Origin of the sequence: Peribacillus sp. NPDC096379, assembly GCF_044762875.1 — a bacterium.
Lineage (GTDB): Bacteria > Bacillota > Bacilli > Bacillales > DSM-1321 > Peribacillus.
Genome location: NZ_JBIWFD010000002.1, coordinates 464,171 through 478,284, shown reverse-complemented (window position 1 = coordinate 478,284; position 14,114 = coordinate 464,171). Strand labels below are relative to the sequence as shown.

The 14,114-nt window shown below is 36.6% G+C and carries 11 protein-coding genes; 2 read left to right on the top strand and 9 right to left on the bottom strand.

Annotation, left to right across the window (positions count from 1 at the left end):
• Positions 1-135 precede the first annotated feature (135 nt).
• The 7 genes from ACIQZI_RS11335 to cyoE all read right to left on the bottom strand — a co-directional run bounded on the left by ACIQZI_RS11335 (position 136) and on the right by cyoE (position 7,327).
• Positions 136-597: a DUF420 domain-containing protein gene (locus tag ACIQZI_RS11335; protein WP_403073146.1), complete on the bottom strand. Its 462-nt coding sequence runs from the start codon at positions 595-597 to the stop codon at positions 136-138.
• 344 nt (positions 598-941) lie between these two features.
• Entirely contained in the window at positions 942-1,844 is a 903-nt protein-coding gene (gene ctaG / locus ACIQZI_RS11330) for a cytochrome c oxidase assembly factor CtaG (protein WP_403073144.1), read from the bottom strand.
• A 253-nt stretch (positions 1,845-2,097) separates the two neighbouring features.
• Entirely contained in the window at positions 2,098-2,433 is a 336-nt protein-coding gene (gene ctaF / locus ACIQZI_RS11325) for a cytochrome c oxidase subunit IVB (protein ID WP_403073142.1), read from the bottom strand.
• Positions 2,434-2,436: 3 nt separating this feature from the next.
• Complete coding sequence (locus tag ACIQZI_RS11320) at positions 2,437-3,063, bottom strand: cytochrome (ubi)quinol oxidase subunit III (RefSeq protein WP_062181521.1); 627 nt, start codon at positions 3,061-3,063, stop codon at positions 2,437-2,439.
• Positions 3,063-4,934 carry a cytochrome c oxidase subunit I gene (gene ctaD / locus ACIQZI_RS11315; protein ID WP_403073140.1) on the bottom strand — a complete coding sequence of 624 codons (1,872 nt, stop codon included), beginning with the start codon at positions 4,932-4,934 and terminating at the stop codon, positions 3,063-3,065. The genes ACIQZI_RS11320 and ctaD overlap by 1 nt, the downstream gene beginning before the upstream one ends.
• A gap of 28 nt (positions 4,935-4,962) precedes the next feature.
• Positions 4,963-6,042 carry a cytochrome c oxidase subunit II gene (coxB, locus tag ACIQZI_RS11310; RefSeq protein WP_403073138.1) on the bottom strand — a complete coding sequence of 360 codons (1,080 nt, stop codon included), beginning with the start codon at positions 6,040-6,042 and terminating at the stop codon, positions 4,963-4,965.
• Positions 6,043-6,394: 352 nt separating this feature from the next.
• On the bottom strand, positions 6,395-7,327 hold the full coding sequence (gene cyoE, locus ACIQZI_RS11305) for a heme o synthase (RefSeq protein WP_403073136.1): 933 nt from the start codon (positions 7,325-7,327) through the stop codon (positions 6,395-6,397).
• A gap of 684 nt (positions 7,328-8,011) precedes the next feature.
• Between cyoE and ACIQZI_RS11300 the strand changes: the two genes are divergently transcribed.
• Complete coding sequence (locus tag ACIQZI_RS11300; protein WP_403073134.1) at positions 8,012-8,989, top strand: COX15/CtaA family protein; 978 nt, start codon at positions 8,012-8,014, stop codon at positions 8,987-8,989.
• A 48-nt stretch (positions 8,990-9,037) separates the two neighbouring features.
• On the opposite strand, the gene pyc is transcribed toward ACIQZI_RS11300, so the two are convergent.
• Both pyc and ACIQZI_RS11290 read right to left on the bottom strand, forming a co-directional pair.
• Positions 9,038-12,478, bottom strand: coding sequence for a pyruvate carboxylase (pyc, locus tag ACIQZI_RS11295; protein ID WP_403073132.1), 3,441 nt, complete (start codon positions 12,476-12,478; stop codon positions 9,038-9,040).
• A gap of 350 nt (positions 12,479-12,828) precedes the next feature.
• Positions 12,829-13,110 carry an Fpa/YlaN family protein gene (locus ACIQZI_RS11290; RefSeq protein WP_049680650.1) on the bottom strand — a complete coding sequence of 94 codons (282 nt, stop codon included), beginning with the start codon at positions 13,108-13,110 and terminating at the stop codon, positions 12,829-12,831.
• Positions 13,111-13,557: 447 nt separating this feature from the next.
• Between ACIQZI_RS11290 and ACIQZI_RS11285 the strand changes: the two genes are divergently transcribed.
• Positions 13,558-14,055, top strand: a complete 498-nt coding sequence (locus tag ACIQZI_RS11285; RefSeq protein ID WP_403073130.1) for a peptidyl-prolyl cis-trans isomerase — start codon at positions 13,558-13,560, stop codon at positions 14,053-14,055.
• The last annotated feature ends 59 nt before the right edge of the window (positions 14,056-14,114 follow it).

The window sequence follows — 14,114 nt, the reverse complement described above, 5'->3', positions numbered from 1 at the left end:
GTCTTGGCCTCACACTTTACACACAGTTTATAGTGTTACAAACACTTAACTTAAACTGTATATTGTAATAGTGGAGCCTAAACCTTTGTTTTTGGGACATCCCCTTTTTTCTAGAATGTATTCAATCTTTTCAATTTAAGTGCCAAGAATAGCTTTAATAAGCGATGTAGTGTCTCCACCTGGGTAAAGAACATATAATAGAAAATACACTGCAAGCCCCGTTATTCCAGTTAAGAACCAAATAACACTTGTAAATGGCCCAATCTTGCGGTGAGTAGCAAATTTCTTTTTAAAAGCTAAAGTAAACATCATGATACCAAGTATTGCTCCTACAGTTGCTAGGGTAATATGAATGACCAGAAAAACGGTATAATAGATTTTAATATCATCTGGGCCACCAAAGGACGTATTCCCAAGAAAAACTGTTCTTGAAGCGTAAATGATAAAGAAAATGATAGCAAATACACCCGCAGCTAACATTGTATTCTGGTGAGCCTTAAAATTACGTTTCTTAATTAAATACCAACCAATTGCCACGGTGATTGAACTCAAGACAATAAAAAACGTACTAATCGTTGGAAGAATTGGTAAAGACATAATCTGCTTTAACGCCCTCTCTATTTATATTCATCGTATTCATTTTATAAGACATCATTCAAAAATTCAACAAGTTCGTATATTCTTAACAGAATGCTCACTTTTAAAGATCAAATGAATGCAACTTGCTTTATTTTTTCTTAAAGTTATGATTTCTAGCGTCAATCACAAGCCTATTTACGATACAAAAAAGCAAAGGGTCAGACCACGCAACAACTAAATACAGTACAAGATTAGTGTAAGAGACACTACAGACTGATTAGAGTGCGAGGTCAGACCCTTTTGAGAAATCCTCGATAAAATCTTCTAATTTATTTTTATTGTTAAGATTTTCATGCAAAGTTCTATTTAACTGGCTGTAAATGGGGCGGGATAGGGTCTATTTCATCATTTGATCCGTTTTCCTTACGGTACCATGCGAAGAAAATATAACCTAGTGTAACGCCAAGAACAATTTCTTGAATAATCTTCATAAGAACGCCACCAAGTTGTTGATCATCCATGATTGGAAGTCCATTAAACATTTCAGGACCACTTAAAGTTAAGCCAGACAGTGCAGAAGCTGGAACACATAATTCCATTGCCACTAACCAAGCAGACGCATCTGAATAAGTTGAAAACAACGGATCAGTTGCAAAAATAATTAGTGCACAAGCAGGCGTCATTAAGATTCCACTTCCAAATACATAGGCAATTTTCTTAACACCAGAAAGACTAGCTCGTTCAGGCAATTGATTGACTAGTGGAAACCACATAAATATGGCCGAAATAAACAGCAGTATCGTATACCCTGCATGTAACAACATATCAGTTTTCACAAAATCGAAAACTAAAGGAATATGGTAAAAAGAAAATAAAGCGTTAAAAGTAATTAATGCAAAAAGTGGTTTCGTAAAGACATTAAACATCCCTTTAATTAATGGTACGTGAAGGATATAACGCCAAAGCCATTCAGGGATTCCCATTATTAGCAAGGGCGGTACAACTAAATACAAAAAAGCCATTTGAGTCATATGTGCACTGAACATAATATGTCCCAGTAAATCCAAAGGAGATCCCTTAACAACGTACAATAACACAATTGCTGTAATGAAAAGTGCTTGCTGCTTTATTCCTACTGGTTCATTATTAATAAACTTACGGCGAAATTTAGATACGAGTAAAACATAACTGACAATGACCAGAATCAAAGAAACTAAGAAATATGGACTCCATAATGCACGAAAACCAAAAATATCGATAGACATATTTAACACCTCTATTTTACACTTATTACCCCTATTATACCTCTTTTTCTATAACAGAGACTAGTATTTCCCTTAAAATTGGTTACTTTTAACAATCCAGTCTTCGTATGAACCAAAACATTGTTATCCAATAATAGACAGGATAAGAAAGAGCCGGCCCTAAAGCACCGACTCAACTGTAACACTATAATCCAGATTGATTAGTTAGTATTTTTGAACCAGGCAGTTTAAAGCGCCAGCTCTTTCTCAAAAATTAAAGCCAAACGATTGTAAGAAAGACAAGGACAGTGATTAACCCTACTGTCAATCCAGAATAAATAAATAACGCAATCGTTTCATGTCCCTTATGCTTCATATGCATAAAATAATAAAGCTGAAAAATGACCTGAATTGCAGCAAGAAGAAGAATGACTGGAATTGTAAACCAACGTGAGATTGATTCCATTGCCACCATTGCAAAGGCGATAAGCGTAAAGAAAATCATCATTGAAAAAGTAATGACTTGATGCTTCATTTCTTCTGCATTTTGTTTGCGTCGATATTCTAAATTTAAATTCGGGTTCGCTGAATTAGATTGTTGATTTGTCATCAGTTATCCCACCATTCCCATTAAATAAACGACCGTAAAGATGAATACCCAAACTACGTCAATAAAGTGCCAGTATAAACTTGCAACAAAGAATTTAGGTGCATTATATAAGCTTAAACCACGTTTTGCATTTCGCAACATAAGTGATAAAAACCACATTAGACCAAACGTGACATGCGCGCCATGAAATCCTACAAGCGTATAGAAGGCTGAACCATATGCGCTACTAGTAAATGTATGACCTAAATGAACATAATGATTAAATTCATAAACTTCTAATGCTAGGAAACTAAAGCCAAGCACAACCGTAATAAGAAGCCAAGTTTGCATTTTCTGGAAACTGTTATTTTTCATGTGATACATTGCATAAACACTTGTTAATGAACTTGTTAATAAGATCATTGTCATTGCAAATGTTAGCGGGATTTCATATAAATCCTTAGCAAGCAGCATTCCTGAATCTGGCACCTTATCTTTTAACGCAAGATAGGTTGCAAAAAGCGAAGCGAAAAGAACAGTCTCTCCACCAAGGAACAACCAAAATCCTAAATATTTATTTTTTCCTTCTAGCGTTGCTGTTTCAGGAGCCGCAGGCCATGTAGCATCTGTAAATTTTTCTTCTACGTGCATTATGCCTTTACCTCCTTATCTTTATCGTCCATCAAGTCTTCTTTATGAATGTGGAACCCGTGATCGTCTTTTATCGAACGAATCAGCATTGAACCGAATGTAATCAATAAACCAATAATAATAACTGGTATTGTCCAAGGCTTATCATCCATGTTGTACAATGCCCCAAATGATGCAATGAACAAACCGAAAGTAATACATATAGGAATGATAGATCCATTTGGCATGTGAATGTCACCGAGCGGTTCTGCAGGTGTCATTTCCTTTTTACCTTCCATTTTTTCAATCCAATAAGCATCTAAGCCGCGAGCAAGTGGCAACTGCTTAAAGTTGTAGAACGGCGGTGGTGAAGGAATCGCCCACTCCAATGTACGTCCGTCTCCCCATGGATCGTTGCCAACTCTTACGTTTTTCACAGAAGTAATAATAATATTGATTAACAAAATTATTACTCCCACTGCCATAAACATTGCTCCTATTGTACTGACTAAGTTAGATATGTCCCAACCTTGCCCTGGAAGATACGTAAATACACGGCGCGGCATCCCCCATAAACCTAGGAAGTGTTGGATGAAGAAAGTTAAATGGAATCCAATTAAGAATAACCAGAAAGTAAACTTCCCTAATGTTTCATTTAACATCGTTCCAAATATTTTTGGCCAATAATACGTAATACCAGCTAGAATACCAAGGACAACTCCACCAACAATTACATAGTGGAAGTGAGCTACAACGAAGTAACTGTCATGATATTGATAATCTGCAGGTGCAGCAGCAAGCATAATCCCAGTTACTCCCCCCATCGTAAACGACGGGATAAATGATACAGCATATAGCATTGGAACCGTGAATCTGACACTTCCGCCCCACATGGTAAAAATCCAGTTAAAGATCTTGATTCCTGTTGGTACAGCAATCGCCATCGTAGCTACTGCAAAAATCGCATTCGCTATCGGACCCAAGCCAACCGTAAACATATGGTGAGCCCAAACCATGAATCCTAAGAAACCAATTAAAACAGTTGCAAATACCATAGATGAATATCCGAATAGTCTTTTCCTTGAAAATGTTGCTAAAATTTCAGAGAAAATACCAAACGCAGGTAAAATTAAGATATACACCTCAGGATGCCCGAAAATCCAGAATAAATGCTCCCAGATAATTGTATTACCGCCTGCAGCAGCATCAAAGAAATTCGCTCCAAACATTCTATCAAAAAGCATTAAAGTTAATCCAACCGTTAACGGAGGAAAAGCAAAAAGTATTAGTGCAGAAACAACAAAAGTTGTCCATGTAAACATAGGCATTCTCATATAGGTCATACCTGGAGTTCGCATATTAATGATCGTAACAAGAAAGTTAATTCCTGCAATAAGCGTACCAAATCCTGATATTTGAAGTCCTAATACATAGAAGTCTACTCCATGTCCTTGAGAATGGATGGATAATGATGCATATGATGTCCATCCCGCATCAGGTGCGCCGCCCAGGAACCATGAAAGGTTCAGCATAACACCACCGAAGAAAAACATCCAAAAACCTAAAGAGTTTAGAAATGGAAACGCGACATCACGCGCTCCAATTTGAAGCGGCATGACAGCATTCATTATTCCCAATAATATAGGCATCGCTGCCAAAAAAATCATGGTAGTACCATGCATCGTTATCATTTCATTAAAAACTCCGGCACTCATAAAGTTATTATCAGGTACTGCAAGCTGAATTCTAATGAACATCGCTTCCAAGCCACCGAGAATAAAGAATAGTCCGCCGGATATTAAATAAAGAATGGCGATTTTTTTATGGTCGACTGTTGTCATAAAATCCCATAACGTTGCGCCAAATCCTTGTTTCTTAGCGTACGTACTCACGATTTAACCTCCAATTCAATCAATATGTTTACTTATCTTCAACTTTAAGATTAAGTAAATATTCAGCAAGTGCATCAATCTGCTCATCTGTCAATTTGCCATACTTACCAGCCATTGTGTTACCTGGTTTGTAATCATCTGGAGCTTTAATCCAGTTTTTCAAATTTTCTTTATCATGAGGCAGAAAACCAGCAATACGTTCACGCTCTCCAAAGTTTGCAAGGTTAGGTCCCATCCCAGCGCCATTGCCACTTGTTGAAACAGCATGACATCCAATACAACTTTGATTGAAGATTTCTTGTCCTTGTTGTGCTAATTCGCCTTCAGCAACTTTTGGTTCTTTGGCAACAGTCTGCATACTCTTTACCCAAGAGTTAAAATCATCTTTAGATTTCGTTACGACTTTAAAATCCATTAAGGCATGGGAAGGTCCGCAAAGTTCTGCACATTTTCCGTAAAATAAATTTTGCGCTTCATTAGACTTCTTACTATCGAATACAAGATACATTTGGTTAACGCCGTCTACGTTCGTATCCATTTTACCGCCTGCTGCCGGTACCCAGAATGAATGCTTAACATCTGAAGCTTCAAGATTAAAGTAAACCTTTTCATCTGTAGGTACAACTAAATCCTGGCTTGTGAAAATCCCATAATCGGGATATTCAAATTCCCACCAGTATAGGTTTGCTCGGACGTTAATAACTACAGCATCCTTTGTTTTACCATCCTTATCCTTCACTTCCATAGCGGAAGTATCAGCCAACTCGAATGTGTAAGTTACGACTGGAATCGCCATAATAATTAAAAGCAAGATTGGGATAGTCGTCCAAATCACTTCCAGTTTGTGGCTTCCTTCAACTTGTTTCGGAATACTTTCGTCACCATCTTTACGACGGAAACGAACGATAGCGGTAACAAAAAGAATGACTACCACGATGATAACCACTACCATGATTAACGTACTTAATACCATCAAGTCAAACTGTTTTTGCGCTACTTCTCCAGCTGGTTTTAGCGCGGATAGATTTGCTTCTCCACAGCCTGCTAGAATTAGCGTCATTATCGCGAATAATGAAATCAGACGCCACTTTCTAAGCCTTTTTTTCATGCTTTAGAAACCCCTCTTTCGTAAAAAATTTCTCACAATTATTAAATGTGCAAGTTTTGAATTTCTTTCTATCTTAAATTTCTAATTAAAGAAAGAATTCCCTTTTGAAGGAATAAAAAAAAATAAAGTGAATCTTCAATCAGGCTTTTATGAGGCAGTTCTCCTCTCTTACGCTTCTTTGATTCCTCGAAGCCTTAAGGGATGGGGTCTTACTGCCCATTAATGTGGGATAAAAGTGATGCGGTATGATAACAATTCTATTTACTCTTAAACAATTGTCTATGTATTATCAGAATGCCTCATAAGGGTACTGCCCTTTTGAGACATTCTTAGAATTTTTTTAGTTAACTACTTAAATAAGTGTAAGTATGACCATTGCTACAAACAAAATAGTCATGTAATTTAATGAATAGACAAACATTAGCTTGGCCCATTTTAAGTCGTCTTTCATTTTATATCCATAAATCCCAAGGATAAACCATCCAACACTTAAGATTGTTGCTAATACTACATATGTTGTCCCAAGAGCTGTCATGAAAAACGGAACAGGAATCAACCATGCTACCCAAATGACCATAGATCTTTTGGTAGCTTTAAATCCTTTAACAACTGGAAGCATCGGGACACCAGCAGCGCGGTATTCTTCCACTCTTTTCATTGCGAGTGCATAAAAATGTGGAGGTTGCCATAAAAACATAATTAAAAATAACATCCAGGGAATGATTCCTAATCCAGGATCAACTGCTGCCCACCCAATTAATGGTGGCATTGCCCCGGAAATACTGCCAACTACTGTATTTGATACATACCTTCTTTTGGTAATCATTGTATACAGAACAACATAAGCAAAAACGCCAATACTACCCAAGATTGCAGTTGTCATATTAGTCATTGCTAGCATAGCGATCCCAAGGCCAATCAATACAAAGCTAAGAATCAGAACTTTTGAAGCACTTGCCTTGCCGGTAACAGTAGGACGATTTTTCGTTCTTTCCATCAAATGATCAATATCCCGATCATAATAATTATTAAAACTGCATGAGCCAGCCATTATTAAAGCTGAGCCAGCCAAAGCAAAGAACACTTTATCCAAATTCGTTAAAAATGGCATGCCAGTAAAATGCAGTGCAAGCCATATACCAGTAAAGGTTGTTATCAAATTAGAATTTACGATTCCTATTTTTATTAAAGCAAGGAAATCCTTCCATGGTGTTGTTTCATTGTCAGAAATAGATATAGAGTTAGTTTTCATATCAGCTTCTGTCAATACTCTCGAATCAGACATTATTCATTCCTCCTTAGAGTATTTCGACAAATACGTTAATGTATTTAGGTTCCTTACCATTATTCCATACTTTTCATTATTTGTAACTATGGAAGCGTCAAATTATTAAAAGCAATGTTACCCAAAGCTTCGACAACTTTCCTAATATAGAGACTGGCACCCAAAATACTATAAAAGCAAAATGAAGTAAATACCTTTTTCTGATATTAAAACACACTTTCCAATTCTTTTGTGTATGTTTTTCCTTTTCTTTATGACGGAATTGTGACTCTATCAGGAAAGATCTTCACTTCCACCTTGCCTAAGGAATAAACAATTAGAAATCATTTTTATACATACTCTTTATTTCTACCAGACTCTTTGAAAACTTTCAACCTTCTTTATGAAAAATCTAAATAATTAGACTATAATTTTTCTCCACTGATTAAGTTAGATTAGTTCTAAAGGTATAACGATGTATAACTCTTATTGTAATATCCTTTTCACGTGGCTATCGTGGCTATTATCAAGTAAGTGTTTTTCTATAACTAAAAGTGCGTGTTCAAAAAGTCCCCAAATAACTGATTACACATATAATTACAACAATTGTCGAAATATTGACATCATAGTTGATATAAATATGCTAAGATACATACATAGTCGAAATTGTAATTATTCAAAAGCACTTAAAGAAGGTGGAGTACCATGCAAAAGCGTTTAAAATGGTTTGCTGTTTTAACAACGTTAGGGATGTTGCTTATTTTATTAGGAGGTGCCCTCGTAACTAAAACGGATTCTGGTATGGGTTGTGGGCGTTCTTGGCCATTATGTGAAGGCCAGCTCATTCCAAAAGTAATTACATCAGAACTATTAATTGAATTCGCACACAGAATAGTATCCGGTGTTGTAGGTCTCATGGTTCTCATTCTTTCTGTTTGGAGCTGGAGAAAGATTGGTGATATCCGGGAAACTAAATTTCTTTCTGCTCTCTCTTTTTGTTTTCTTCTTCTTCAAGGATTAATCGGAGCAGCAGCGGTTAAATGGGGGCAATCCGATTTTGTACTCGCTGCACATTTTGGAATTTCATTAATTTCTTTTGCTGCTGTTTTCTTGCTAACATTACTGATCTTTGAAGTGGACAAGAAGTTTGAAGCAGATAAATTGATCGTTGACAAACGAATGAAATTTCATATCTTCGGTTTAATCTCTTATTGTTTTTTTGTAGTCTATACTGGCGCATTAGTAAGGCATACAGAATCCAGTCTTGTATGTAAAGACTGGCCGCTTTGTGTCAATGATGAGTTTATACTACCTTCTAACATGTATGAATGGGTACAAATGGGTCATAGGGCAGCTGCTGGGCTCATCTTCATTTGGGTCCTTTATATAACGGTTCTAGCATTTAGGCGGTATCGACAGCAGAAAGTACTCTATTGGGGTTGGCTTTATGCGTTAATCCTTGTTTTTCTTCAAGTAGTCGCTGGGGCTCTTATTATCTATTCAAGACTGAATCTGATAATCGCACTCTCTCATGCCTTATTTATCGCTTGTTTCTTTGGCGTTCTCAGCTATTTACTACTTTTAACCTCTAGAAGCAAAAAGAATGAATTGGCATTAATACAAACAACGCATATGAAAAATAAAGATGAAGACACATCAAGTTCTTCAGTCACGATTCATTAATACAAACGAAAAATAGAAGGCTGACCTAGGTCAGCCTTCTATTTTTCGTTATTTAGTTATTTCTATTAATAAATCTCCTGTACTAATTGCATCGCCATTTTTAACATGGATATCTGTAATAACTCCAGAGAATGGAGCTTGTACAGTCGTTTCCATTTTCATTGCTTCATTTATAATAAGGTGATCCCCTTGCTTAACTTGATCTCCTTTTTCAACAACTACTTTTAGTACTGTGCCTGGCATTGTAGCTCCAATATGTGATTGATTTTTCGAGTCTGCTTTAAGCTTGGCTTGAACAGATGACTTTATGCCCTCATCTTTTATGATTACTTCACGGGATTGACCGTTTAATTCAAAATAAATCACTCTCGTACCATCAGCTTGCGGCTCGGAGATCGAAACAAGTCTAACAATTAAAGTCTTACCTACTTCGATTTCCACTTCTATTTCTTCACCAAGCCCCATACCATAAAGGAATGTTGGCGTATCTAGGTGCGATAAATCACCAAACTGTTCGCATGTTTTTACATAATCCAAAAATACTTTAGGATAAAGCGCATAGGCTAACACATCAAAACTTGTAACCGGTCTACCAAGTTCTTTAAATAAGTCATCTCGTAATGCAGTAAAATTAACTGGCTCTAATAATTCACCAGGTCTTACGGTAATTGGAGCTTTACCTTTTAGAATCACTTCTTGTAATTCTTTAGGGAATCCCCCTTCTGGCTGACCTAAATACCCTTCAAAAAGTTCAATCACTGAATTTGGGAAATCCATTGTCTTTCCTTTTGTCATGACATCTTCTTCAGATAGATCGTTTTGGACCATGAATAGAGCCATATCACCAACAACTTTGGAAGAAGGCGTAACTTTAACAATGTCCCCAAACATTATATTTACACGGCGATACATTTCTTTCACTTCATTCCATCGATCGCCTAACCCTACTGCCTTTGCCTGTTGCTGAAGATTGCTGTATTGTCCGCCAGGCATTTCGTGTTGATAAATTTCTGTATGTGGTGAAACCATACCACTTTCGAAATCTTGGTAATACGCTCTTACACCTTCCCAATAGGTAGACAATTTCTCAAGAGAATTAATTTCAAGCTTCGGTTGACGTTTCGTTCCTTCAAGGGCGTAATAAAGCGTTTGAGCACTTGGTTGAGAAGTGAGCCCAGCCATTGAACCAAGTGCTGTATCAACAATATCAACACCTGCATCTATCGCCCTTGCATACATATACGTACCATTTCCACTTGTGTCGTGAGTGTGTAAATGAATCGGTATATCTACAGTATCTTTAAGTTCCGAAATCAATCGATAAGCAGCCTCTGGTTTTAAGAGACCTGCCATATCCTTGATTCCAAGAATATGTGCTCCCTGGTTCTCCAATTCCTTCGCTAAATTTTTATAATAGTCAATTGAATATTTCACTCGTGTTGGGTCGTTTATATCTCCTGTATAACAAATAGCTGCTTCTGCTATTTTCCCGGATTGTCGAACAGCGTCAATAGCAACTTCCATTCCTTTAACCCAGTTTAAACTATCAAAAATCCGATATACGTCGATCCCTGCTTGTGAAGATTTTTGGACGAATTCCTCAATTACATTATCCGGATAGTTCTTATAGCCAACAGCATTAGATGCGCGTAAAAGCATTTGGAAAAGGACATTTGGTGCTTTCTTTCTTAACCCAAGAAGCCTGTCCCATGGATCTTCTTTCAAGAAATTATAAGCTACATCAAACGTAGCTCCTCCCCACATTTCAAGAGAAAACAGATTCGGCACCAGTTTTGCCGTTGGTTCAGCAATTTGCAATAAATCTGTTGTTCTAATCCTTGTTGCTAAAAGAGATTGGTGAGCATCACGAAACGTCGTATCTGTGATCAGGACATCATTTTGTTCTTTAATCCATTTCACGAGACCATCAGCACCATTTGCGTCAAGTATCTGCTTTGTTCCTGGCTGTGTCGGAACATCTGCTGAGATGATTGGAATGATTGGTTTTTCAAACACTGGTTTCTTCTTCTTTTCCACTCCAGGAAAGCCGTTTACTGTTACATTCCCAATATAGGAAAGCATCTTCGTACCACGGTCTTTACGCACAGGGAAGGAAAACAGTTCAGGTGTTGTATCAATAAACGAAGTGTCATATTCGCCAGTTATAAATTTCTCATGTTTTACTACATTTTCAAGGAACGGAATGTTTGTCTTAATTCCACGAATTCTGAATTCTTTTAAATTACGCACCATTTTCGCTGCAGCTTTTTCAAAGGTAAGTGCATGAGTCGAAACTTTAACTAATAAGGAATCATAATAAGGTGTTATAACTGCACCTTGGAATGCGTTCCCTGCATCCAAACGTACTCCAAAGCCACCGCCAGAACGATAAACCGCCAATTTCCCAGTATCCGGCATAAAATCATTTAATGGATCTTCAGTTGTTACCCTTGACTGGATAGCAAAACCATTCGTTGTAATTTCAGCTTGATGAGGGATACCAATTTCCTTTTCGTATAATTTATGACCTTCAGCAATTAATATCTGTGACTGAACAATATCTATTCCAGTAATCATTTCAGTAAGAGTATGCTCAACTTGTATACGTGGGTTTACTTCTATAAAGTAAAATTCATGATTTGCAACAAGGAATTCAACCGTCCCCGCATTCACATAGTTAACATTTTCCATTAATCGTACAGCAGCTTCACAAATTCTCATTCTTAGATCTTCTGTTAAAGAAACGGATGGAGCTACTTCCACTACCTTTTGGTGACGTCTTTGAACGGAACAGTCACGCTCATATAAATGAACAATTTCCCCATGTTTGTCTCCAAGGATCTGTACTTCAATATGTTTTGGATTTTGAATAAAGCGTTCAACGTATACTTCATCATTACCGAAAGCCGCTTTCGCTTCAGATTTTGCTCTTGTATACGCCTCCTGAACTTCTTCTAGGTTGTTAACAATACGCATGCCTCGTCCACCACCGCCAAGCGATGCTTTAATAATAATTGGAAAACCATGCGTTTGACCAAATGCCTCTACATCTTTCACAGAAGTTGCAGGACCATCACTTCCTGGAATAACAGGAATATTCGCTAGTTCAGCTTGAGTTCTTGCTTTTACTTTATCACCGAACATATCTAAATGTTTTGTCTCAGGACCAATAAAAATAATTCCTTCTTCCTCACAACGACGAGCAAAATCAATATTTTCTGCTAAAAATCCATATCCAGGATGAATCGCATCAACATTTTTTTTCTTGGCAATTTCAATGATCCCTTCAATATCTAAATAAGCATCAATTGGTTTTTTTCCTTCCCCAACTAAATATGCTTCGTCCGCTTTAAAACGATGGTAAGAATTTTGATCTTCTTTTGAGTATACAGCTACAGTTCTGATATTTAATTCTGTACAAGCTCGAAAAATCCTAATTGCGATTTCTCCCCGATTTGCTGCCAAAACTTTTTTTATACGTTTTACCATTAACTCACACCTACTTTTATGTATTTTTCATTTGTATATTGTAAAAAGAGCAAGATTCAAATCAAGATCTTATTCACACATAGTTATTGCACATTTAAACAATTTTTATTATGAGGCATAGTTTGAACATTACGACATTTTTATTCATAATTCTGGTCCAAAAAACCGTTTTAGTCAATGGTTTTTTAAAATTCAAAATAGTTTTGATTATAGAATTTATTATTGCATAGTATAATACAATTATAATAAAAAAGTATATAACAATAATAGGAATCTAATATAATATAATTGAATTATATAAAAAAACTCAAACAACTATGATGATTCGTTTGAGTTAATTTCTTACTATATTATTTTCGTAAAGAAGCCTCATGTAAAGCAGATAGTTCCCTCTCAAGCGATTCTAAGAGTGACTTTCCTTCCGTCTCATCGACTAAACCTAAACGAACAGCGAAATCTATTTCACGAGATAGGCCGTACATTTGAGTATCTAGAACCTCTTCATATAGAGGACATTGAGGCATAGTTAAATTATCCATTTGTACTTTTATCAATTTAAGAATCTTGTCAGCATCTGCTTTTAATAAAGCATAAGCTTTTTCTTGATGATTGACAAGCATTTCAGATGCCATACGAAATCCCCCCGCCAATGAAGCGTACATTCTTATCTATAAATTTTACCCTTAGTTGTCTAAAAAAGCAAGGATAATTAGATAAGCCGTCACCCAGCTCTTGTCTACAATAATCTATCTATTCAAACATATAATAGTAAGCCAATTTAACTCTTAGAAAAACGTTAACGTCTTATTGTATAAGGACAAACTGATCGCTCCTGAATTTTTGGCTTCGTCGGCGTGGACCATGTCCTTTGGTAGCGCCTTTATAGTATTATACACCCTGTATGCTTCAGAAAGCTTAGACGCGAACAAGAACCGAACCATTTGGGAGAACGACTTTGAAACCACCTGGACAAATGAAAAGGTTTTCTGTGACTTTTTTAGCAAGTTTCTTTATACTTATTCTTGTATAATTATTGTTAGAGTCTTTTTGACCATACATACAGAGAGGAATGTTTATAGATGGAGCCCATCGTATTTATTCAAGGGAAAGTGAAATTTCCAATAACATTAGATCCTGGGGTTTGGATCTTTGACGACCGTAAAGTTGAAATTGAAACCTATTTTCATGCTGAGAAGAAAGTGGAAAATGAATTAGAGGAATATACGATTGCAGCATCCAAGCATTGGGAAAAAGAAATCCGCGAGGGAGCAACAATGCCCCCAACATTAAAGACAGAAAGAAAGTTTGAGAAACAACGTCTATTAGAAGGTACGTTTGTCATTCCTTTCAAGCCTTTTCTGGATAATGCTGAACCCGATTCTAATGCCTCTGAAGTTGTTGTCAAAACAGCGAATACGGAACAAGTGTTTACTAAAGAAGCTGCCGAAGCATTTGTTCTAGGCTTTTCTATTGATGGTAAGCCTATAAAAGAAAATGGCCCAATGTACATTTATTTTGGAGATGGATCCAATATTAATCAACCAATTAAAGATGTACAGGCATTTATTATGCGATAATGTAAAGTTAGATCCATGACAAAGTGTCTGAGTGTTTTACCGACTCTTCGTCAAGGAGC